Source organism: Mesonia aestuariivivens, assembly GCF_019311235.1.
GTDB classification, from domain to species: Bacteria; Bacteroidota; Bacteroidia; order Flavobacteriales; family Flavobacteriaceae; genus Mesonia; species Mesonia aestuariivivens.
Map to the genome: position 1 here is coordinate 1 of NZ_JAHWDF010000017.1, position 22,668 is coordinate 22,668.

Genomic DNA, 22,668 nt, shown 5'->3' on the forward strand with positions numbered 1-22,668 from the left:
AGGAATACCGAATACTTCTTATATCGATTGATTAAATTATATTCTTAAAATCGTAAAAACCCAGATTTTAGACTTGATCCATTATATTCTTAAAATCGTAAAAACCCAGATTTTAGACTTGATCCGAAAATATCGGGAAATATATTTTAAGCATAAAAAAACCCTCTGAAAATCAGAGGGTTTTAAAATTATAAAGTGATCGCACCAGGATTCGAACCTGGGACCGCCTGCTTAGAAGGCAGGTGCTCTATCCAGCTGAGCTATGCGACCTTTTTGCTTTGTAAGCGGTTGCAAATATATTAATACTTCTGAATAATACAAGCCTTATTTTACAAAAAAATACAGCTTAATTATTAACACACTCATACTCAGAAATAAAAAAATTAAAATTTATTTATATAAACTGTTTTTCTATTCAAAAATTCTTTGATCCCGTGCGAAGAAAGCTCTCTTCCGTAACCAGAATCTTTAGTTCCTCCAAAAGGTAATCTTGGATCACTTTTCACAAGATCATTCACAAATACAGCTCCATCATCAAATTGGGGTATTAATGCTTTTGCTCTTTCGTAGTCTTCAGTAAAAATAGAAACACCCAATCCAAACGCAGATCTATTAACTAAATCGATCGCTTCCATATCTGAGTTAAAACGTGTCACTGCAATTAAAGGCCCAAAAGTTTCCTCTTTAAAAATTGTAGATTTTTTATTTACATTAATTACAATAGTAGGTTCAAAATAAGATTTATTACGCTTTCCTCCTAGTACTACTTTAGCTCCTTTATCTTTAGCTTTTTTTAATTGTTCTTCTAAATCTATCGCTAAATCTTCTCGTGCTAAAACACCAATATAAGTGTCTTCATCCATTGGGTCTCCACTTTTAAGCTCTCGCACTTGAGTGATAAATTCTTCTAAAAATTCTTCATAAATAGATTCCTGAATTATTAAACGCTTACCAGCAATACAACTTTGACCCGTATTTTGAAATCTTGCCTGAACGCAGATTTTCACCGTTTCAGCAATATTAGCATCTTCAAAAACTACAAGTGCATTGCTACCGCCAAGCTCTAAAACAGACTTTTTAATTTCTTCTCCCGCAATAGAAGCTACAGAACTTCCGGCAGGTTTACTTCCCGTGAGAGTAACTGCTTTTACTCGTTTATCTCTCACTACTTGCTCAACTTTCTTACTACTAATAATTAAATTTTGGAAACAGCCTTCAGGAAAACCTGCGTTTAAAATAGCTTTTTCTATATTTTCTGCACAACGCATTACGTTACTGGCATGTTTTAAAAGCCCTACATTACCTGCCATTAAAGCTGGAGCTATAAATCTAAATACTTGCCAAAAAGGGTAATTCCAAGGCATAACAGCAAATACAACGCCTATAGGATCGAAACGTACATAAGATTCTTCAGCATCAGTAGCTATCATTTCCTTTTGAAGCTGATTCTCTGCATTTTCAGCATAATATTCACAGACCCAAGCGCATTTTTCTATTTCTGCTATGGCTTGTGATATAGGCTTCCCCATCTCTTTGGTAATGGCAGTAGCATACTCTTTTTTATTGCTTTTAAGTTCTTCTGCCAAGTTGAGCATGAGTTCTTTTTTTCTGCTAAAAGAAACGTGTCGCCAATCTTGAAATGTTTTATCTGCTTTCTTTATTTTTTTTGAAATATCTGACTTGGTGTGAACTTTAAATTTTTCTAAAGTTTCTCCTGTATATGGATTTATTGACTTAATCATAATAAAATAAAATTTGACCCTAAATTTAAATATCTTAAAATTGGTTTAATTTTCAATTAAGATGAATTTAACTTAGGTTTCTATTGTTGAAAAATTAGTTTAAAACTCTTCTATCCTTTTTACTTTTCTCCAATTCATTTGTTTAATTTTATTAAAAATCACATTATTATGGATGTTAGAGATGAGTACTTACTACAAATTAGACCAGAAATACCTTCAGCTAAAGTTTCTGAAAACATGTCTGCAGAAGAGCGATTTCAAAATGAAACCTTGCGACCAGTAATAAAACTTCAACATCATTTATTAATTGAAGCATTTAAAAACTACATAAAAAAGCATAAAAATGTATTTTTTGAGCTCACTATAGAAAGAAGATTCCTCTATGTTGATAATGCTATACATAAAGATATGAAATTTAGAAATAGTTTAAAAGGAATGATTATTGGGCAATTTACCATAAATGAATACCATAACTATATTAAAAATTCTTCTGCGCTCAATAAACGAATGATGAATTTGGTAAGAGATAGAATACAGAATAGCATTCAGCTTTTAGAACAAGATATTGTTTTCTAAAATTATACTATTTTTACTTTTATGAGAGTGAGAAGAAAACACAAGAAAAAACTAAAAGTAAAAAATACTTCAGTTAATCAAATTCCAGGTCAAGTAACTTATGTAGGAAATAAAGTTACTGAAAAACCTACGGTTGAAATTATAAATTTTGACAAAGAAAAAGTTACCCGTGAAGACAGTAATAAGGTTAATGATGCTTTTCATTTTAAAGGAAAAGACAACATTACTTGGATTAATATTAACGGTCTAAACCACACTACTGAGATTGAAGAACTTGGTAAACATTACCATTTGCATCCATTAATTATCGAAGACATTGTAAACACGCAACAACGTCCAAAATTTGATGATTACGAAGATTATATATTTGTCGTAGTAAAAATGCTCTACACAGATAACGAAAATGAATTTGTAAATGAGCATTTAAGTATTGTCGCTGGAGAAGGTTTTGTGCTTACTTTTCAAGAGGCTGATGGTGATGTTTTTGACGGCGTTCGAGAGCGAATTAATAATACAAAAGGAAGAATGCGTAGTTCTGGCTCAGACTATTTAATGTATGCGCTTATTGATGCCGTTGTCGATAATTATTTTATTATTATTGAAGGTTTAAGTGATAAAATTGAAACCTTAGAAGATTCTCTTTTTACGCAAGAAGTTGAAGATGATATGACGCAAGAAATACAAGATTTAAAACGTGAAGTATTAAAAATTAGAAAAGCTATTCATCCGCTTCGAGAGGTGATTAACAGATTAGAAAATAGCGAGCATGAACTGATTGATGAAAAGACACATAGTTACCTTAGAGATTTACAAGATCACATTACCCAAATCTCTGAAAATATAGAGATTTACCGTGAAATGATATGGAGTTTAATGGATATGTATATGACTTCTATTAGCAATAAAATGAATGAAGTCATGAAGGTTCTAACCATCATGGCAAGTATTTTTATACCATTAACTTTTATGGCAGGCATCTACGGGATGAATTTTGAATACATGCCAGAGCTTAAATTTAAATACGGTTATTTTTACCTTTGGGGATTAATGATTACCGTTTTTTTACTCATGATTTGGTATTTCAGAAGAAAAAAATGGTTGTAAAAACTTAATCATTTAAGCTAACTTCATTCAAAATTAATCCAGAAGGTTGAGCGATATGTTCTAGTTTAATTCGGTTTGCTGCATTTAAGGTTTGTTTTATAAAATCTAAATTTATCTCTCCCCTACCTAAATCAAATAAAACGCCCATCATTAATCGGATTTGGTGACGTTTAAAACCTTTTCCTTTTACCCGCAAAACATAACTTTTCTCCGGAAAAAAATTAGCGGAATAAATATCATTCTCTACCAGTTTACACACATCTATTTTTCCTTGAGTTTTGGTTTCAGGCTTAGGTCTAAAGGCGTAGGACCAAAAATCATGTTCACCCTCAAAAAGTTTAGCGCCCTCTTGCATCAATTCAATAGCTAAATCGTCTTTCATATACGTCATAAAGGGCGCACAAAAAGGATGAAATTTTTCACCGTAAGCAAAAAAATACAAATATTCCTTTTGCTTAGGATGATTAATGATATTAAAGTCTTGATTGGTTTCTGTAATGGCTAAAGCTCGAATATCTGGCGGAAGATTCTTATTAAATTCTGATAAAAATTCATCTATATTGATGGGCTCTTCATCTACAAAAAGCTCTACAAAAGTTTGATTTACTGAAACTTTAGCATCTGTTCTTCCTGAGGCTAAAAGCTTAAAATTTTTTCTTCCTAAAACAAAAGAAACCGTACGATCTACCATTTTTTCAACCGTAATTACGTCGGGTTGCTTTTGCCAACCGTGAAATCTAAATCCTAAATATTGAAGTTTTATAAGGTAATAATACCGAATGCGTTGCATTTACTTTTTTATCAAAAATAAACACTATTAAGAGATTGTCAAGAAACGAATTCAATTTCGTCTAAAATAATTCATTTTATTATTTTTTGCTTTCCTATTTGTAAAGGAAGCCAAAGAATAATTTTTAACTTTGAGGAGTAGAATTTCAATACATGAATAAAAAAGAAATCATTGCGAATATTAAAGATCAAAAACAAAATCCGCATCTTAAATTTCAGCTAAAAACAAAAACAGAAAATTTCACCATTAAGTTGTTTCATACACTTTTTGATGCAGAAATTCCGGTAGAAAAAAATATTGATGAGTTAGAACAAGATTTTGAAAGGTTAGTAGATTTAGCTTGTTGGGAACACAAAAAACCTTGCCGAAAACTTTGGCAGAATTATATGCATCAACTTCCAGAATTGTTATGCAAACTTAATAAAGATGCAGAAACCATTTTTAAAAATGACCCCGCAGCTAATTCTATTGAAGAAATTTATTTATGTTATCCAGGTTTTTTTGCAGTAGCTATTTATCGTTTTGCACACGAGTTTTATAAAGCGGGATTCCCATTAGTACCAAGAATGATGACCGAATATGCGCATCGTCTCACTGGAGTAGATATTCATCCAGGAGCAAAAATTGGCACTTCTTTTTTTATAGATCATGCTACCGGAATTGTAATTGGAGAAACAGCAGAAATTAAAAATGAAGTAAAAATTTATCAAGGAGTTACGCTGGGAGCTTTGTATGTAGAGAAGAATCTAAAAAATACCAAACGTCATCCCACTGTTGAAGAAAATGTGACCATTTACGCTAATGCAACAATTTTAGGCGGAGATACTATTATCGGAAAAAACAGCATTGTTGGCGGTAATGTTTGGCTCACTTCTTCTATCCCAGAAAATTCTATCGTAACCCATAGCCCAGAAATTAAAATTAGAAAAAATCATGAGTAGCATATTAGATTTAATAGGAAACACTCCTTTAGTAGAAGCACAGCATCTTAATACTAACAAAAACGTAAAGTTGTTTTTTAAATTAGAAGGAAATAATCCCGGAGGAAGCGTAAAAGACCGTCCTGCTTATAATATGATTAAAAGTGCTGTAGAACGTGGTGATATTGATAAAAACACCAAACTTATTGAAGCTACCAGCGGAAATACCGGCATTGCTTTAGCGCTAATTGCCAATCTTTACAACTTAACTATCGAATTGGTTATGCCAGAAAATTCTACCAAAGAACGGGTACAAACAATGCGGGCTTATGGTGCAAAAGTGACCTTAACTTCAAGTGATCGTGGTATCGAAGGTTCTCGTGATTACGCAGATGATAAAGTTAAACATGAAGGTTTTGTTGGCTTAAACCAGTTTGCCAACGACGATAACTGGAAAGCTCACTATAAAACTACCGGACCAGAAGTTTGGCGAGATACCAATCAAGAAGTTACTCATTTTGTTTCTTCTATGGGTACAACTGGAACTATTATGGGAACTTCTACCTATTTAAAAGAACAAAATAAAGACATACAAATTGTTGGCGTACAACCCACCGATAATTCTCGTATTCCTGGGATTAGAAAATGGCCAAAAGAGTATCTCCCTAAAATATTTAATCCCAAAAAAGTAGATCAGGTAATTGAGGTAAGCGAAGATGAAGCTCGTGCCATGACTAAACGTTTAGCCAAAGAAGAAGGTATCTTTGCAGGTATGAGTAGTGGCGGTGCTACAGCAGCAGCTTTAAAACTTATAGAAACGCTAGAAGAAGGCATAGTAGTTTCTATTATTTGTGACCGTGGTGATCGATATCTTTCTTCTGATTTATTTGAAGATTAGGTTTTCTTATTTAGTTAAACTTATTTGAGAAATCGCATGTTTAATTTTCTTCACCTTGAATATTTTTCAAAGTGAAGAAAATCTGTTTGTTTAAGTCTATATGAAATTAGAGACAAACATAGAATTATTGATTAAAAACCTATTCATCAATTAATGAAACTCCGTTTAAATCTGTGGTTAAAACACTACTCATATAATCAAAAAACGGACGAATAGCTTTAAAATGATTATCGACAGTTGCAGCAAAATCATTAGCTAGCACTTCTTTATCTGTGAATTTTTTAGTAAAATTCCATTGTTTTAAATTTAATAAATCAATAGCAGGATGTTCTTTATCAAAACCTTTAGGTGAAGTTTTTAAACGTTCGCCTTCCACTTCACCCCAATATTTTTTTAATTCTTTTTGTTGAATCACCTGTTTTATTTCTTCAGCATCTAACTCAACTTCTTTTCTTATTCGGTATAAATCATCTTTATGCGGATTCCAAAAACCTACAGCGATAAACGATTTATTTTCAGGCTGAATATGCACATAATAACCACCACGTAATGCTGGTTTTCTACGAGTAAAACTTGCTCCAAAATTAGTTTTATACGGCGTTTTATCTTTTGAAAACCGAATATCTCTGTATATTCTAAACGCTTTGGTTTTCTCTATTTGATCGTGAAGATTCAGCTTAATTTCAATTTCTTTATAGAAATCTTTCATTTCACTTTCTAAAGCTTTAAATTCAGCTTTATGCTCATTGAACCAGTCACGTTCGTTGTTTTTTTGGAGTTGAAGTAAAAACGCTAAAGCTTCTTGAGGAACAGATTTCATACAAATTCTTTTCTTCAAAGTTATAAAACTTCTTTTTACTTTTACTTAATTCTAGACTTGTTCTAAGATCTTATCATCACGATTTCTCAGCATCCTCTCTGAATGAGATGTAAAATAAATTCAGTATGACACTACTTCCTTACATTTAATATATCTTCATCTCAAACTTGATATGGGATCTCATACAGATTTTCACGTATTCACTTTTAATTTTTTGACGTGATGCTAAATCAAGTTCAGTATCAGGTTTTCTTTTTATAAAACTGAACTGATCTCATCCTGAAAACTATTTCAATCGATCTTGAATAAATAATAACAAGTTCCCCTCTTGAAATCTTACCGTTGCCTTATTTTCTATGATCGTATTTCGGGTTCCGATACGAGTAACTACACTTAAATCACCATTGTGCAAGGGATATTTTACGCCTTCAGAAACGATTCCTTTGGCTTCAGGAAAAGGATAAAGAGAAATAATTTCGCTTTTAAAATTAACTACTTCGGTTCCATTTTCGGCAAAAAAATAAAAGCCGAAATCATCAAAACACCTAATTTTTAGTTCATTCTTGTGTGCTAACATTGAAGTTAAATTTCCTAAAAAGTGATCTTGTTCTAATCCGCTACACCCAAAAACAGAAACGCTAGAGAACCCTTCTTTAATAATAATTCTCAATGCCTTTTCAAAATCTGTTGCATTTTGATCTGGCGTTTCTATAATTTTTACTTCCGAAGAGATTTCTGACATCGCTATCGAATCAAAATCGCCAGAAACAACATCGGGTTGAATATTTAAATGTTTGAGTTTTTTATAAGCGCCATCGGTACAAAATATTTTCTTAAAATGAGCTAAATCTGGAGTTTCACTAGGAAATTGACCATTTATAAACAAAACTACCTCACTCTCTAATTTATAGGTATCTCGATGTATTTGCATTAATTTCGCTTTTCTAAAACCTTAACAATATCGTTTAATTCATAGCCTTTGGCTCTCAGCAAAATTAAATAATGAAATAATAAATCTGCAGATTCATTTAGAAATAAATCTTCATTGTCATCTTTTGCTTCAATGACTACCTCTACAGCCTCTTCCCCTACTTTCTGAGCTATTTTATTCATCCCTTTTTCAAAAAGAGAAGCAATATAACTTTCATCTGGATGAGCTTGATTTTTTCTATTCTCAATAATTTGTTCTAATGCGGAGATGAAACCATATTTCTGGCTATTTTCTTCTTGCCAACACGTATCTGTTCCTTTGTGACAAACCGGACCTTCTGGGTTAACGTGAATTAAAAGAGTATCATTATCACAATCTAATTTGATATTGACCAAATGTAAAAAATTACCACTTTCTTCACCTTTGGTCCAGAGACGTTGTTTTGTTCTGCTGTAAAAAGTAACTTTCTTCGACTGGTTTGTTTTTAAAAAGGCTTCTTCATTCATGTACCCTAACATTAAAACGTTTAGAGTCTTTGCATCTTGAATAATTGCCGGTACAAGTCCGTCCTTATTTTTATTAAAATCTATCTTCATTTTTTAATCTTTTAATTATCTCTCGACTTTGCGCGAGGTGAGATTATCATTATTTTTCTTATCATTCTGAAGTTGATCTGGAATCTCATTATAGTTTTAAAACATAATTATTTTAATGATGAGACAATAAAATAAATTCAGCGTGAAGCAACTCAACTTATCTTCTTACCAAAATTCCCTTATTATTTAAAAAATCTTTCAAATTAGAAATAGCTATTTCTTTAAAATGAAACACACTGGCTGCCAAGGCTGCATCTGCCTTTCCTAGTTTAAAGGTATCTGCAAAATGTTGCATATTTCCTGCGCCACCAGAAGCAATTATAGGAATATTTAACTCCTCAGAAAGTTGCGCTAAAGCTTCATTTGCAAAACCGCTTTTAGTGCCGTCATTATTCATTGAAGTAAATAAAATTTCTCCTGCACCACGCGTTTCTACTTCTTTTGCCCAATCAAACAAATTGAGTTTAGTTGGTATTTTGCCACCTACTAAATGAACTTTCCATTCGTTATCTATTTGTCTTGCATCTATCGCCACCACTACACACTGACTCCCGAATTTAGCCGAAAGCTCATTAATTAATGCTGGTCTTTTTACTGCTGAAGAATTTATCGAAACTTTATCTGCACCACATTGAAGCAGTACATCTACATCTTCTACAGAAGAAATACCGCCACCAACCGTAAAAGGAATATTTACTTTTTCGGCTATTCGAAGTACTAAATCTGCCAATGTTTTTCTTTTTTCTTCAGTGGCTGAAATATCTAAAAAGACCAATTCATCAGCTCCATTTTCAGCGTAAAACTGCGCTAAGTCTACAGGATCACCTGCGTCTCTTAAGTCTAGAAAATTAACTCCCTTTACGGTTCTTCCGTTTTTAATATCTAAACAAGGAATAATTCTTTTTGTAAGCATTTTGTAGTTTACTGTTTACGCCTTTTAGCGTTTTAAATTCAACTTTTTATTTTTAATCCTCTCGACTCCGCTCAAGGTGACATTTATTTTTTTCATAATCTTGGAATTGATCTGGGGTCTCATCCGGTTTAGTTCTAACTAAATTATCATAAAAATGCGATGCTGAAATAAATTCAGCAGGACGCTATTTTTCAAGAATGTACTTTTCTAATTGGTTTAAACTTATTCTATTTTCATAAATTGCTTTACCAATTATAGTTCCCTCACAACCTAAAGCGGCTAATTTTGGAAGTTCGTCAAAAGTCGAAATTCCACCGGAAGCAATTAGCTTAACACCTTGACATTCTTTTATTATTTTTTGATATAACTGAAATGAGGGTCCTTCTAACATTCCGTCTTTACTTATATCTGTACATATTACATATTGAATATCACTTTGCTGATAATCTTGAATAAACGGGACTAATTCTTGATTTGAATCTTCTTGCCAGCCTGAAATAGCTATTTTTTCATCTTTAGCATCTGCACCTAAAATAATTTTATCTGATCCGTATTGCTGAATCCAATTCTTAAAAAGTTTTTTATTTTTAACTGCAATGCTTCCTCCAGTAATTTGTTGTGCACCACTTTCAAAAGCAATACGTAAATCTCCATCAGATTTAAGTCCGCCTCCAAAATCAATCTTTAAATTTGTTTGAGAAGCAATTTTTTCTAAAACCTTATAATTTACAATCTGACTGCTTTTAGCGCCATCTAAATCTACTAAATGCAGGTATTTGATTCCGTGTGATTCAAACTGTTTAGCCACCTCTAGCGGACTTTCATTATATATTTTCTTTGTACTATAATCACCTTTAGAAAGGCGTACACATTTACCTTCAATAACATCTATAGCGGGAATAATTCTCATAGTATTTAAGCTTTTAGCTAAAAACGATTTGTTGTTAGCTTTTTAAAAAATTCTCTAATATTTTTTCTCCAGCATCACTGCTTTTTTCGGGATGAAATTGAACTCCATAAAAATTATCTTTTTGCAAAGCCGAAGCATAATATGTATCATAACTGGTCTCTGCTATCATTTCTGAACATTTTTCGGCATAAAAACTATGTACTAGATACATAAACTCGTTTTCTTTAATACCTCGAAATAAATCTGATTTTAAATTTGAAATTTGATTCCATCCAATCTGCGGTACTTTTACTTGATTAGAGAAACGTTTAACTTCAACATCAAAAATCCCTAAACCTTTAGTGTTTCCTTCTTCAGAATGCTGACACATTAATTGCATTCCTAAACAAATACCTAATACGGGTTGTTTTAATTGCGGAATGAGTTGATCTAAACCGGTAACTTTTAATTTTTGCATCGCACTACTTGCTTCGCCTACACCAGGGAAGATTATTTTATCTGCTTGTTGAATTTCTTCTACACTATCTGAAAGCTGAGCTTCAAAGCCCAATCGCTGTATAGCAAATTTGATGCTTTGAATATTTCCCGCTCCATAGTTAATAATGACTATTTTCATTTATTCTAGTAATTAGTAGTTAGAATTGAGTATTGAGCTTTTATTCAATAAAAGCTTAATCAGGTGATATGCTGAATTAAATTCAGTATGACTTAACTTTATTTACCTTTTGAATCGCGTCATTCCAGACTTGATCTGGAATCTCATCCTGCTTTTTTTATTCAACTTAACTTTTATCAACCTGATGTGATACTGAATCGAGTTCAGTATGACAAATTCTCATCTCTAACATCTCAATTCTGCTAAAGCATTCCTTTGGTTGACGGTAATATCATTTTTTCTGTATCTCGCTTTACGGCAAATTTAATAGCTTTAGCAAAAGCTTTAAATATCGCTTCAATTTTATGATGCTCGTTAGTTCCTTCTGCTTTGATATTTAAATTAGCTTTAGCGCCATCTGAAAAGGACTTGAAAAAATGGTAAAACATTTCTGTTGGCATTTTGCCTACCATTTCTCGTTTAAAGTTAGCTTCCCAAACTAGCCAGTTTCTACCACCAAAATCTATAGCTACTTGCGCAAGGCAATCGTCCATTGGTAAACAAAAACCGTATCGCTCCACACCTAATTTATTACCCAATGCTTGTTGAAATACTTCGCCTAAGGCAATAGCGGTATCTTCAATAGTATGATGTTCATCTACTTCTAAATCGCCTTTCACCTTAATTTTTAAATCCATCTGACCATGACGTGAAAGCTGATCTAGCATATGGTCAAAAAATGCAATTCCTGTATCGATTTCACTTTTCCCTGTTCCATCTAGATTTAGTTGAATAGCAATATTTGTTTCGTTGGTTTTTCTAGTAATTTCGGCAGTTCTATCTTTCAGCTTTAAAAATTCGTAAATCTCTTTCCAAGAATCTGTCTGTAATGCAATTGCATTTTCAACTTCAGTTTGATCATTTTTAATTTCATCTGCGCCCAATTCTGTATGGGTGTTGATGAAAAGTCCTTTTCCTCCAAAATTATAGGCAAATTCTATATCGGTTAACCGATCGCCAACCATAAACGAATTTTTCAGATCGTATTTTTCTTCCTCTAAATATCCATTTTGTTTTAATAAACCAATATTAGGTTTGCGAGTATCGGCATTTTCTTTAGCGTAAGTTTTATCGATGAGACTTTCTTGAAATTTTGCTCCTTCGTTAGCAAAAACTTTTTCTATAAAATGCTGAATAGGCCAAAAATCATTTTCAGGAAACTCTTCGGTTCCCAAACCATCTTGATTGGTTACCATCACCAACTCATAATCTAGTTCTTTAGCAATTTTTGCGAGGTAATAAATCACTTCAGGATAAAATTCTAGCTTATCTAAACTATCAACTTGATAATCTTCTGGCTCGTGAATTAAAGTTCCGTCTCGATCTATAAATAATATTTTCTTCATTTCTATTTTCTTTGGATGAAATCCCGAATCAAGTCCAGGATGGCGCATTTATTTAATTATCTAAATTATGCAATGCTTCTATTAACTTCTCATTTTCTTGAGCAGTCCCAATCGTAAAACGTAAGGTATTTTCACAAAGTGGTTGCGTATTTCTATTTCTTATCACGATTCCTTTTGCTAATAATTCGTTATAACGAAGGCTCGCATTATCTACTTTAACCAATATAAAATTAGCATCAGTAGGATATATTTTTTCAATGAAATTTATCGTTTCTAAATTTTTGAGTAAGCTATTTCTTTCTTTTAAAATATGTTCTACTTCATCAAACACTTCATCAACTGCTAATACACGCTCTAATGCTTTTTGCTGTGTTAACTCATTAACATTATAAGGTGGTTTAATTTTATTTAATACTGAAATAATTGCTTCTGAAGCGTAACAAATTCCTAATCTAATTCCTGCCATTCCATAAGCTTTAGATAGCGTTTGTGTGATCACTAAATTAGGATATAAATCTAGAAAAGTAATCCAACTTTCGTAAGATGAAAAATCGATGTAAGCTTCATCGATCACCACGATTCCGGAGAAATTTTCTAAAAGAGTTTTGATATTTCTAGCATCAATAGCATTCCCTGTAGGATTATTTGGCGAACAAATAAAAAGTAATTTTGAATTTTGATCAACGCTATTTAAAATAGATTTTACATCAAGCTGAAATTCTTCTGTTAATAAAACCTCTCGATTTTCTATAGCATTAATTTCAGCTAACACCTTATACATTCCGTATGTTGGTGGTAATGTGATTACATTATCGATACCTGGTTCACAAAAAGATCGAAACAATAAATCTAAAACTTCATCACTTCCATTGCCTAATAAAATTTGTTTACTACTTAGGTTTTTAAGTTTCGCTAAAGTAAGTTTCAACTCTCGTTGTTGCGGATCTGGATAACGATTTACGCCATTCTCAAACGGATTTTCATTAGCATCTAGAAATGTCATAGCATCACCCGTTGCTTTGTACTCATCACGAGCCGAAGAATACGGCTTTAGCCTTTGAACATTAGCTCTGACTAAATTTTTTAAATTGAATTTATTCATTTGTTTTCAGTTTAAACCTCTTTATTTGATGAAGGTATAAAATTGCTAAATATTATTTTCTAAACTCTGTAATCGTAGACTTACCGCGTTTTTATGAGCTTGTAATCCTTCGGCCTCTGCCATTAATTCTATTGCTTTACCAATAGTTTGAATACCTTGTTCGTTAATTTTTTGAAAAGTCATACTTTTTTGAAAACTGTCTAAATTTACACCGCTATATTGCTTGGCATAAGCGTTTGTTGGTAACGTATGATTGGTGCCAGAAGCATAATCACCTGCACTTTCTGGCGTATAATTTCCTATAAAAACAGAACCTGCATTTTGAATTTCTTGAATAAAAAATTCTTCATTTTCAGCTACTACAATAAAATGCTCTGGAGCGTATTGATTAATAAGTGCCAATGCAATAACATCATCTTTCACTAAAATTAATTTAGAATTTTCTATGGCCTTTTCGGCAATTGCCTTTCTTGGTAAAACTGCTAACTGGCGCTGAACCTCCTGTTCTACTTCTTTTAAAACTTGTTGAGAAGTTGTAACTAAAATTACCTGACTATCTGCTCCGTGTTCAGCTTGCGAAAGCAAATCTGAGGCAATAAAACTTGCATTGGCAGTTTTATCTGCAAATACTAATAACTCTGAAGGTCCAGCCGGCATATCGATAGCCACATTAAACCGTGTAGCTAATTGTTTAGCGACAGTCACAAATTGATTCCCTGGGCCAAATATTTTATATACTTGCGGAATAGTTTTTGTTCCAAAAGTTAATCCTGCAATCGCCTGAATACCTCCCACTTTAAACAGTTTTGTAACTCCACATAAATTGGCTGTATATAAAATTGCCGGATGAACATTCCCGTTTTTATCTGGCGGTGTACATAATACAATTTCTTGACAACCTGCTAATTTTGCTGGAATTGCTAACATTAAAATAGTGGAGAATAACGGAGCTGAACCTCCCGGAATATAAAGTCCCACTTTTTGGATAGGACGCTTTTCTTGCCAGCATTTTACCCCTTTTTGAGTTTCTACTTCAACAAGTTCAGTTTTTTGAGCTGCGTGAAATTTGGTGATATTATCTTTTGCTAATTGTATTGCTGCTTTTAATTCTGTAGAGATCTCTTTTTCTGCTTGTTGAATTTCCTTAATTGAAACTTGTATATTTTCTAAGGAAATACCATCAAATAAACTGGTATATTTTGAAATAGCCTGATCTCCATTTGATTGAACTTCTGTAAAAATTTGATTTACCGTAGCTTCAATATCATCAATAGTTTGCGTAGGGCGTTTTAGAAGTTCTTCCCAATTTTCTGCTAATGGATTTTTTATGATTTTCATATTTTTATTTTATGTAATTCTAAAACAAGTCAGTATAAATATAAATAGTGCTTTTAAAATTTTACTATTCCGAGATTTCATCTAGGTTATTTACTGATTTTATTTTATAAAACCATTTTTTCGATAGGACAGATTAAAATTCCTTCGGCACCATTTGCTTTTAACTCATCAATAACTTCCCAAAAGGTTTCTTCATTGATCACAGAGTGTAACGAACTCCATCCTTCTTTAGCTAGAGGAAGCACAGTAGGACTCTTCATTCCTGGTAAAATTTCTATAATTTTAGCTAAGTTTTTATTGGGGGCATTCAGCAATACATATTTTGAAGTCCTCGCTTTTAAAACAGATTGAATGCGAAATAGTAGTTTATTTAAAACTTGATTGTTTTCTGGAGAAATTTTTGGAGAAACAGCGATAACTGCTTCACTTTTTAAGATTTGTTCTACCTCTTTTAAATTGTTTTTGAACAAGGTACTTCCGCTAGAAACGATATCTACGATGGCATCTGCCAAACCAATATTTGGAGCAATTTCAACAGAACCTGATATTTGGTGTAAATCTGCTGTGATTCCTTTTTCAGCTAAATAATTTTTAACCGTATTGGGATAAGAAGTTGCGATTTTTTTTCCTTGTAATTGTTTTAAATCGCTAAATTCTTTGTCTTTTGGAACAGCGATAGAAACGCGGCATTTAGAAAAACCTAATTTTTGAAGAATTTCTATATCTTCACCTTTTTCAATTAAAAGATTTTCACCGATAATCGCCATATCGACTACGCCGTCTCTTAAATATTGAGGTATATCTCCATTTCTTAAATAAAGAACTTCTAAAGGGAAATTACTAGATTTGGTTTTGAGTTGATCTTTACCGTTATCAATGTAAATTCCTGCTTCTTTTAGAATTTTAATAGAATCGTCGTGTAAACGTCCTGATTTTTGAATCGCAATTGTTAGCATTTTTTTAAAATAAAAGTTTGAGCAGTTAAAATAGGGCAACAAAAAACCCGTTTGAACTACTCAAACGGGTTTGTAAATTATTTTTTGAATTTCATCAAACACATAATCACCTCGCTTGAGCGTGGAAATGAATATGATGATGATGTAAATTAATTTTTCTCATTGTGATTACAAACATATAAATAATTTTAAAATAATTTCTAATTTTAGAAAAATTTAATAGTTGTCTAATTATTTCCTAGAATAATTGGTAAACCTCCATCTCCTCCTCCAATAACAATAACTTTAGAGTTATTAGATTTAGAAAGTTCAATTGTGGCTTGTATTCCTTTTTCTTTTAAAACTTTGTCTGTTAAAGACTCACTTAAAATTTTATTAGCAACGGCTTTACCTTCTGCATCAATTCTTTGTCTTTCTGCTTCTTTGGTCGCTTTGGTCAATCTAAATTCATATTCTAAAGATTCCTGCTCTTGGCGTAATTTACGCTCAATAGCTTCTTTAATGGTCGTAGGTAAAGAGACATCTCTTACCAAGATTTCATTTACCTGCACATATTGATCTTTTAGAAGAATTTGCGTTTCTTCTAATATTTCTTTTTGAATAGCTTCTCTTTTACTTGCATACAATTGCTCTGGACTATAGCGTCCAACCACAGCTCTAGCAGCAGATCTTACTGCAGGTTTAAGTAATCTTTCTATATACTTATCCCCTTTCTCTTTATGTAATTTTCCTAAATCTGCATATTTGGGTTGAAACCAAGTAGAAGCATCTATTCTAATCTCTAAACCATTAGAACTTAAAACTTGCATTTTTTCATCGAGTGATTGTTGTCTAACTTCATAAACAAAAACACTATTCCAAGGAGCTACAAAGTGAAAACCTTCACCCATTGGTGGCTCATCTGTTACTACACCGCCGTCTAGTGTTTTATATAAAACACCCGCTTCACCAGAACCAATGGTTACTGTAGCTTTAAAAATAATAATTATAAATACAATCCCAATAATAACGATAGGGATAATTGCTTTAGGTAGTCTGTTGTTCATTATGTTTGTTTAAATAAGTCCGTAATATTTTCTTAGAAACCACTCGGAAGATAGGCAAAAAACCATGATTACCAATAGATAAACCCAATCAATTAAAGGTAAAACTTCTTGCTGGCTTTTTTGAATAGGCTTAAATTCTGGTGCGGTTAATAAATTTTGTTTTAGTTGTTTAAATTGATTAAGAAAATAAACTTCATCATTTAGCTGTTGAAGTGCCACAAAATTAGCATTTGAAAATTGTTTTTCTACCTCAAAATCTATAATCGTAAATTGACCTGTTTTACTAAGCTGCTCATCATTTGCATTAAATATAAAAGTGTAATTTCCCGAATCTAAATTACTTAAATCTACTTCATATAAATTATTAAGAAGTAAAAAAGGGAAAACTTGAGCCGTGTCTGTCTCTTTATTTCTTACGGTTAAACTTAATTTCCCACGTGAGTCAAACTCAAAATTTTTATCAAAGTATTGAGCTTTAAATACAATATTTTCACCAGAATTATAAAACGAATTGTAATCGAGTTGCAAGCGTTCTCTTCGTTTATTGGAAGCTAAGTACTGAATTAATTTACCAAAAAAGTCATCGTAGGTATCAAAATTTTCGTGATCTAAAAAACTGTTGGCTCTCCATTGCCAGGTATTCTCTCCAAATATAAATCCGTAACGCTGATTACCATCTTCTAATGTAGCTATGAGAGGAGTTTGGGTTTCATAACCGGCAATAGATTGAAACAATAAAGAATTCAATTCTCTAGAAAAATTTAGATCTCCAAACTTATCTTTTAAGGGTGGAAAATTTTCAAATCCTATATTTTCAAATTGAAATGACGAATAATTGGTATTATAAATTGCTAAATAATCTTCATTCTGATTTGATCTTGGTTTTGTGAAAATTTCTTCATATTCACCAAGAAACTCATAATTGGTTTGAGTACCTGTTACCGTAAGCGTATTTAAACCTAATTGTTTAATTTGTTGGTAAGCTGCTGCAAAATTCTCATTGGGTTGGTAAAGAATTACAAGTTGATAGTTTCCAAAATCAATTTCTTCATCTACCATTTTAATGGTTGCAGATCGTTGTTGATTATGTGCTATACTTTTTTTAAATGCACCTAAATCTGGATGCAAGATAGATGAAAGTATAAGTACATTTGTTTTCTCATCGATCACTTCTACTGCAAAATTCTTAATATTATTTTCTGTGTTTTTTTCGTTTTCAATCGTCTCAATACTCACCGAATAGGTCTTCACTCCCACACTATTCGCGGGAAGTGTTGCATTGATAACTGCGGAAGTTTTTTGTTGACTGAGCGAAATATTTTCAGCATACAAAGTTTGATTACCTTGCTTAATTTCAAAGCGTTTTGAAATTGCTGAATTACCAGAATAATTTACAAATACTTCAACAGGAAATTTATTATTCAGAAATGCATAACGATTCGCGTTTAGCTGTCCAATTTTTAAATCGGCATATGTTGTAGTATCGCCTACCACAACAGGAAAAATAGGTTGCTTTAATTGTTTTGCTGAATAGGTGAAATCTTGACCATAAGTTTGATTACCATCAGAAATAAAAACTATGGGAGCGGTTTTGTTTTTATAAAGCTGTTGAAGATTAGAAAACGCTTGATGCAGATTACTTTGCTTTTCTGAAAAATTGATCGAATCGTTAGCTCTAAAATTTGAACCGAAACTATAATTTTCAATAGAAAAAGCTTCATTTAACTCTTTATCTTGATGAATTTCATTAAGATAATTAAAAACCTTATTTTCTTCACCTAAATTTTTAATTGAAGAAGAATTATCGACTACCAATGCTAGAGAAGGTTTCTCTAAGGTATAAGTCGTATTGGTGAATTTAGGATTAACCAGTAATAGAAATACTGAAAAATAAGTTATAAAACGTAAAGCACTGAAAAATATCCAGTGCTTTGAACGTTTGTTTTTATTCGTAAAATAATATTGTAACAACACCAATACTAAAGCGGTGACCGCTGCTAAAATGATAAAAAAGATGTTGTTTACTACCATTAAATGGATTTAATTTTTATAAAAAGTTTGAAAACCCCTCTCGACTCCGCTCGAGGTAACAATCATTAAGTTAGCATTCCCCCATCTACATTGATTACTTGACCAGTAATATAATTGCTTAAATCGCTACCTAAAAATACACAAGCATTAGCGATATCTTCTGGACTTCCACCACGTTTTAATGGAATATTATCTCTCCAACCTTGTACGATTTTTTCATCTAATTTCGCCGTCATTTCAGTTTCAATAAAACCAGGTGCAATTACATTAGTTCTAATATTTCTAGAACCTAATTCTAACGCCATAGATTTAGAAAAGCCAATAATACCAGCTTTAGAAGCTGCATAATTAGATTGACCTGCATTCCCTTTAACACCAACTACAGAGCTCATGTTAATAATGCTTCCTTTACGTTGTTTGAGCATGGTGCGTTGAACAGCTTTTGTCATATTAAAAATAGACTTCAGGTTGACTTCAATTACTTTATCGAAATCTTCCTCGCTCATACGCATTAATAAATTATCTTTTGTAATCCCAGCGTTATTAATTAAAATATCGATGCTGCTAAAATCTTTAGAGACTTGCGCGATTAACTCTTGAGATTCTTCAAAACTAGCAGCATTACTTTTATAGGCTTTAGCTTTAACGCCCATTTTTGTTAATTCATCTTCTAATTCTTCGGCTGCTTCTACCGACGAGCTATAGGTAAATGCCACATTTGCTCCGTGTTGAGCAAAAACTTGTGCGATCCCTCTACCAATACCACGACTGGCTCCGGTTATGATGGCATTTTTTCCTTCTAATATTTTCATAATTTGTAATTGATTTATTTATAGCAAAGCCAAATATAATAATAAGCATAGAGTTTTTGCATAAAAAAACCTCCTGAAATCTCAGGAGGTTTTCTAATCTGAATTTTGAAATGATTTATAATTTTAAATCTTCTGAAGATTTTTCGTAATTAAATAAATAATCGATATCTAATTCTTCTACTTCACCTAATTTAGAAAGTGATTGCATATCTATATCTTCTTTGTTACCAATGACCATTACGTTGTAATCTTGCCCTTTGATATTGTTATTGAAAAATTCTTTAAGATCTTCCATCGTCATACCTTGGATAGCATCATACATTTCTTTACGGTAATCGTGATCCATACCACGTTTCTTTAAACTCTCGTAATTCCAAAAAATTGAAGTTTTGGTAATTCTCTCTGCCGCAATTTGTTTTAATGTTGCTTCCTTAGCCGCTTGAAATTGTTCTTCTGCTTCTGGCATATCTGTCATAAGCTCCATCATCGCATCTACCGCTTGTGGCATTTTATTAGCCTGAGTACCAATATAAGCCATGACATAATTTGGTTTTTCTTTTTCTTTTGCTGTTTGGTAGGCAGAATATGCTGAATAAGCTAAAGATTTAGACTCTCTAATTTCTTGAAAAACGATAGATGAAAGTCCGCTACCAAAATAGGTGTTAAACAACTCTGTCGCTGCCATTTTCTCTGGGCTAAAATCTTCTCCTTTAGAAAGGAAAACCATTTCTGCCTGTACCATATCGTAATCTACAAAATATACTTTTTTACCTGTATTAGTTTCAGCATATTCTTTAGCTTCTGGATATTCTTTAAGTTCTTTAGGAAGCTGGTGATTTTCTTCAATAGCGCTGACTGCGTTATCTAAGTCTTTTCCGTAATAAAAAATACGCTGTTTAAAATTGCGCATATCTTTTATTTTCTGCACCAATTCTTCAGGATTCTTGTTTTTCAACTCTTCAGCAGTATAAATATCACGAAGTCTAGAGTTTTCTCCATACTTACCGTAATTCATTAATCCATTGAAAAGAATATTCCTTTTTTGGGTTTTGTTATCTTCTCTTCCTTTTAAAATTTGTTCTACGTATTTATCGTAAGTTTCTTGATTTGCTTTTGCATTGGTCCAAACACTTTCTAATAATGCTAAACCTTTTGGTAAATTTTCTTTTAAACCAGAAATACCTACGTAAGTTTTATCTGTTGCCGAACTAACAAAATAATTAATCCCTAATTTATAGAACTCTTGTTTTACTTCTTCAGGAGTAAGCTCGTTAGTCCCTAAATAGTCTAAATAACCCGCAGCCAAAGAAAGCTCTTTATCATTATCTTCCCCCATATCGAAAATAAAATAGAGGTTGAACAAATCGTTGTTTTCATTTTTAACATAAGCCACTGGTAATCCACTTTTTGTTTCAGAATTTTTGATCGCTTTCTCGTAATCTACATATTGAGGTTGTAAAGCTGGTGATTCTGTTTTGTTGAATTCTGTTAAGAAATCTGATTGCTTATCACGGTTCAATTTTACAGGAGTAATCCCTGGATTCTGAACTTTTGAAATACTCGTATCTTTACCTTTACGCTTATAAACGGCAACATAATTATTATTATAATGCTTGTTAGCATAGTTAACGATATCTTCTTTAGTTACCGTTTTTAAGTCATTGATAAAATCGACTTGATCTTGCCAATCTTGAAAATGAATAAAAGCATCCATATAAGCATAAGCTGTAGATGAAGCATCTTCGTATTCACGAATTTCTGAAAGCTTTAAATCGTTAATAACGGCTTCTACCAACCAATCATCAAATTCTCCCTTTTTAATTTTTTCAACTTCAGCTAAGAGTAAGTTTTTCACTTCATCTAAACTTTGATTCGCTTTTGGCATCCCATAAAGTAAATGAAAACCATAATCGTTATCAAAATTTGTATAAGAGGATGCACGCTGAACTTTTTGCTGTTGATTTAAATCTAAATCGATTAATCCTGCTTGTGAATTGGCTAAAATATAATCGATAAGTGTTACGATCTTTTGATCTTCACTCCCTACTCCATCGGTTCTAAAAGCCACATAAACAGATTCTGAAGTTGGTCCGAAAACTTCTTTTTCTACCGGAGCTGTAATTGGTTGTTCATCCGAGAAACTTGGATGAGAAACTTCTTTTTTCTCGTAATCACCAAAAGCATCGTTTACTTTAGCGATGGTTTTATCAAAATCAATATCTCCCACTAAAACTACAGCCATATTGTTAGGCACGTAGTATTTATCGAAATAAGCATGAATGGCTTCCATTGAGGGATTTTTAAGGTGTTCAGACTTACCAATCGTACTTTGTGTACCGTATGGATGCGTCGGGAATAAACCTTCTAAAGTAGCTTGATATTGCTTACGACCATCGCTATCTTGACCCCTGTTAAATTCTTCATAAACCGCTTCTAATTCGGTATGAAATAAGCGTAAAACCAATGTACTAAAGCGTTCACTTTCTAAAGTTAACCATTTGTCTAATTCGTTAGAAGGAATTTTATTTACATAAACCGTTTGCTCATTAGAAGTAAAAGCATTTGTACCTTCTGCTCCTAAAGAAGCTACCATTTTATCGTATTCATTCGCAATGGAATATTCTGAAGCCTTTTGAGAAACAGAATCGATTTGGGTGTAATACTCTTTTTTCTTTTCTGGATCTTGCTCGGCTTTATGCATTTCATATAAGTTTGAAATACTATCTAAAAGCATTTTTTCTTGTTCCCAGTCTTGAGTCCCTATTTTATGAGTTCCTTTAAAAACCATATGCTCTAAATAATGAGCCAATCCCGTATTATCTGCAGGATCGTAAGTAGAACCTGCTCTTACAGCTATTAAGGTCTGAATTTTTGGTTCTTCTTCGTTTTTACCTAAATAGACTTTTAGACCATTGTCTAACGTGTAAAGTCGCAGTCCAGAAGGATCTTCTTTAAAAGTTTCATATGAAAACCCTGCATCATCGGTATGATGGTAGTGGTCTTCTTGATTCTGGCTCTCTTTCTCTTTATTGTCTCCGCAACTAATTAAAGTTACAGAACCTAAAAAAAGGAAAATTGGTAAATAAATTTTCTTCATAAGTTGACATTAAATTAGTAATTCTTAAAAATAAAAAAAAGTTCGATAGTGATTAGACACTAACGAACTTTAAATATTATAAAAT

The 22,668-nt window shown here is 32.3% G+C and carries 20 protein-coding genes and 1 tRNA gene; 4 read left to right on the forward strand and 17 right to left on the reverse strand.

The annotated features are described in order from the left end of the window. Positions 1-196: 196 nt before the first annotated feature. Both KW502_RS13200 and KW502_RS13205 read right to left on the reverse strand, forming a co-directional pair. Positions 197-270 (reverse strand) — tRNA-Arg (locus KW502_RS13200). 113 nt (positions 271-383) lie between these two features. After that, positions 384-1,742 (reverse strand): NAD-dependent succinate-semialdehyde dehydrogenase, encoded by a 1,359-nt coding sequence (locus KW502_RS13205; protein ID WP_219041030.1) that lies wholly within the window; start codon positions 1,740-1,742, stop codon positions 384-386. Between the two features lie 168 nt (positions 1,743-1,910). Here KW502_RS13205 and KW502_RS13210 point away from each other — a divergent pair, with 168 nt between their 5' ends. Next, positions 1,911-2,318: a glyoxalase gene (locus KW502_RS13210; RefSeq protein WP_219041031.1), complete on the forward strand. Its 408-nt coding sequence runs from the start codon at positions 1,911-1,913 to the stop codon at positions 2,316-2,318. Between the two features lie 21 nt (positions 2,319-2,339). Further along, positions 2,340-3,422 (forward strand): magnesium/cobalt transporter CorA, encoded by a 1,083-nt coding sequence (gene corA, locus KW502_RS13215; RefSeq protein ID WP_219041032.1) that lies wholly within the window; start codon positions 2,340-2,342, stop codon positions 3,420-3,422. Positions 3,423-3,426: 4 nt separating this feature from the next. On the opposite strand, the gene KW502_RS13220 is transcribed toward corA, so the two are convergent. After that, positions 3,427-4,212, reverse strand: a complete 786-nt coding sequence (locus tag KW502_RS13220; protein ID WP_219041033.1) for a tRNA pseudouridine synthase A — start codon at positions 4,210-4,212, stop codon at positions 3,427-3,429. Positions 4,213-4,364: 152 nt separating this feature from the next. On the opposite strand from KW502_RS13220, the gene epsC reads away from it, so the two are divergent. Both epsC and cysM read left to right on the forward strand, forming a co-directional pair. Beyond that, positions 4,365-5,153 carry a serine O-acetyltransferase EpsC gene (epsC, locus tag KW502_RS13225; RefSeq protein WP_219041034.1) on the forward strand — a complete coding sequence of 263 codons (789 nt, stop codon included), beginning with the start codon at positions 4,365-4,367 and terminating at the stop codon, positions 5,151-5,153. Beyond that, a complete protein-coding gene (gene cysM / locus KW502_RS13230; RefSeq protein ID WP_219041091.1) occupies positions 5,143-6,030 on the forward strand; it encodes a cysteine synthase CysM in 888 nt (295 codons plus the stop codon). Before epsC ends, cysM begins: the two co-directional genes overlap by 11 nt. A 139-nt stretch (positions 6,031-6,169) precedes the next feature. Here cysM and KW502_RS13235 read toward each other — a convergent pair whose 3' ends face one another. From KW502_RS13235 to KW502_RS13300, 14 genes are all read right to left on the reverse strand, one after another. Beyond that, positions 6,170-6,868 (reverse strand): DUF2461 domain-containing protein, encoded by a 699-nt coding sequence (locus KW502_RS13235; protein ID WP_369412534.1) that lies wholly within the window; start codon positions 6,866-6,868, stop codon positions 6,170-6,172. Between the two features lie 268 nt (positions 6,869-7,136). Further along, positions 7,137-7,781, reverse strand: coding sequence for a thiamine diphosphokinase (locus KW502_RS13240; RefSeq protein WP_219041035.1), 645 nt, complete (start codon positions 7,779-7,781; stop codon positions 7,137-7,139). Beyond that, positions 7,781-8,377 (reverse strand): bifunctional phosphoribosyl-AMP cyclohydrolase/phosphoribosyl-ATP diphosphatase HisIE, encoded by a 597-nt coding sequence (gene hisIE / locus KW502_RS13245; protein WP_219041036.1) that lies wholly within the window; start codon positions 8,375-8,377, stop codon positions 7,781-7,783. The genes KW502_RS13240 and hisIE overlap by 1 nt, the downstream gene beginning before the upstream one ends. 157 nt (positions 8,378-8,534) lie before the next feature. After that, positions 8,535-9,290: an imidazole glycerol phosphate synthase subunit HisF gene (gene hisF / locus KW502_RS13250; RefSeq protein ID WP_219041037.1), complete on the reverse strand. Its 756-nt coding sequence runs from the start codon at positions 9,288-9,290 to the stop codon at positions 8,535-8,537. Positions 9,291-9,474: 184 nt separating this feature from the next. After that, positions 9,475-10,200 (reverse strand): 1-(5-phosphoribosyl)-5-[(5-phosphoribosylamino)methylideneamino]imidazole-4-carboxamide isomerase, encoded by a 726-nt coding sequence (hisA, locus tag KW502_RS13255; protein ID WP_219041038.1) that lies wholly within the window; start codon positions 10,198-10,200, stop codon positions 9,475-9,477. A 34-nt stretch (positions 10,201-10,234) separates the two neighbouring features. Continuing rightward, positions 10,235-10,816 carry an imidazole glycerol phosphate synthase subunit HisH gene (gene hisH, locus KW502_RS13260; protein ID WP_219041039.1) on the reverse strand — a complete coding sequence of 194 codons (582 nt, stop codon included), beginning with the start codon at positions 10,814-10,816 and terminating at the stop codon, positions 10,235-10,237. Between the two features lie 242 nt (positions 10,817-11,058). Next, the gene (gene hisB, locus KW502_RS13265; RefSeq protein WP_219041040.1) at positions 11,059-12,201 is read right to left on the reverse strand and encodes a bifunctional histidinol-phosphatase/imidazoleglycerol-phosphate dehydratase HisB; all 1,143 of its coding nucleotides are present in this window, start codon (positions 12,199-12,201) and stop codon (positions 11,059-11,061) included. A gap of 52 nt (positions 12,202-12,253) precedes the next feature. Then, positions 12,254-13,303 (reverse strand): histidinol-phosphate transaminase, encoded by a 1,050-nt coding sequence (gene hisC / locus KW502_RS13270; protein WP_219041041.1) that lies wholly within the window; start codon positions 13,301-13,303, stop codon positions 12,254-12,256. A gap of 45 nt (positions 13,304-13,348) precedes the next feature. Beyond that, positions 13,349-14,641: a histidinol dehydrogenase gene (gene hisD, locus KW502_RS13275; protein ID WP_219041042.1), complete on the reverse strand. Its 1,293-nt coding sequence runs from the start codon at positions 14,639-14,641 to the stop codon at positions 13,349-13,351. A gap of 104 nt (positions 14,642-14,745) precedes the next feature. Next, the gene (hisG, locus tag KW502_RS13280) at positions 14,746-15,597 is read right to left on the reverse strand and encodes an ATP phosphoribosyltransferase (protein ID WP_219041043.1); all 852 of its coding nucleotides are present in this window, start codon (positions 15,595-15,597) and stop codon (positions 14,746-14,748) included. A gap of 227 nt (positions 15,598-15,824) precedes the next feature. Then, the gene (locus KW502_RS13285; protein WP_219041044.1) at positions 15,825-16,643 is read right to left on the reverse strand and encodes a prohibitin family protein; all 819 of its coding nucleotides are present in this window, start codon (positions 16,641-16,643) and stop codon (positions 15,825-15,827) included. Between the two features lie 9 nt (positions 16,644-16,652). After that, entirely contained in the window at positions 16,653-18,674 is a 2,022-nt protein-coding gene (locus KW502_RS13290; protein WP_219041045.1) for a VWA domain-containing protein, read from the reverse strand. Positions 18,675-18,739: 65 nt separating this feature from the next. After that, positions 18,740-19,486, reverse strand: coding sequence for a 3-oxoacyl-[acyl-carrier-protein] reductase (fabG, locus tag KW502_RS13295; RefSeq protein ID WP_219041046.1), 747 nt, complete (start codon positions 19,484-19,486; stop codon positions 18,740-18,742). A gap of 115 nt (positions 19,487-19,601) precedes the next feature. Further along, positions 19,602-22,583 carry a M16 family metallopeptidase gene (locus KW502_RS13300; protein WP_219041047.1) on the reverse strand — a complete coding sequence of 994 codons (2,982 nt, stop codon included), beginning with the start codon at positions 22,581-22,583 and terminating at the stop codon, positions 19,602-19,604. Positions 22,584-22,668 lie beyond the last annotated feature (85 nt).

Excerpts from the sequence above, each read along its gene's own strand:
- KW502_RS13205 (WP_219041030.1), bottom strand. The coding sequence starts at position 1,742 with ATGATTAAGTCAATAAATCCATATACAGGAGAAACTTTAGAAAAATTT.
- KW502_RS13210 (WP_219041031.1), top strand. The coding sequence starts at position 1,911 with ATGGATGTTAGAGATGAGTACTTACTACAAATTAGACCAGAAATACCT.
- corA (WP_219041032.1), top strand. The coding sequence starts at position 2,340 with ATGAGAGTGAGAAGAAAACACAAGAAAAAACTAAAAGTAAAAAATACT.
- KW502_RS13220 (WP_219041033.1), bottom strand. The coding sequence starts at position 4,212 with ATGCAACGCATTCGGTATTATTACCTTATAAAACTTCAATATTTAGGA.
- epsC (WP_219041034.1), top strand. The coding sequence starts at position 4,365 with ATGAATAAAAAAGAAATCATTGCGAATATTAAAGATCAAAAACAAAAT.
- KW502_RS13240 (WP_219041035.1), bottom strand. The coding sequence starts at position 7,781 with ATGCAAATACATCGAGATACCTATAAATTAGAGAGTGAGGTAGTTTTG.
- hisIE (WP_219041036.1), bottom strand. The coding sequence starts at position 8,377 with ATGAAGATAGATTTTAATAAAAATAAGGACGGACTTGTACCGGCAATT.
- hisF (WP_219041037.1), bottom strand. The coding sequence starts at position 9,290 with ATGCTTACAAAAAGAATTATTCCTTGTTTAGATATTAAAAACGGAAGA.
- hisA (WP_219041038.1), bottom strand. The coding sequence starts at position 10,200 with ATGAGAATTATTCCCGCTATAGATGTTATTGAAGGTAAATGTGTACGC.
- hisH (WP_219041039.1), bottom strand. The coding sequence starts at position 10,816 with ATGAAAATAGTCATTATTAACTATGGAGCGGGAAATATTCAAAGCATC.
- hisB (WP_219041040.1), bottom strand. The coding sequence starts at position 12,201 with ATGAAGAAAATATTATTTATAGATCGAGACGGAACTTTAATTCACGAG.
- hisC (WP_219041041.1), bottom strand. The coding sequence starts at position 13,303 with ATGAATAAATTCAATTTAAAAAATTTAGTCAGAGCTAATGTTCAAAGG.
- hisD (WP_219041042.1), bottom strand. The coding sequence starts at position 14,641 with ATGAAAATCATAAAAAATCCATTAGCAGAAAATTGGGAAGAACTTCTA.
- hisG (WP_219041043.1), bottom strand. The coding sequence starts at position 15,597 with ATGCTAACAATTGCGATTCAAAAATCAGGACGTTTACACGACGATTCT.
- KW502_RS13285 (WP_219041044.1), bottom strand. The coding sequence starts at position 16,643 with ATGAACAACAGACTACCTAAAGCAATTATCCCTATCGTTATTATTGGG.
- KW502_RS13290 (WP_219041045.1), bottom strand. The coding sequence starts at position 18,674 with ATGGTAGTAAACAACATCTTTTTTATCATTTTAGCAGCGGTCACCGCT.
- fabG (WP_219041046.1), bottom strand. The coding sequence starts at position 19,486 with ATGAAAATATTAGAAGGAAAAAATGCCATCATAACCGGAGCCAGTCGT.
- KW502_RS13300 (WP_219041047.1), bottom strand. The coding sequence starts at position 22,583 with ATGAAGAAAATTTATTTACCAATTTTCCTTTTTTTAGGTTCTGTAACT.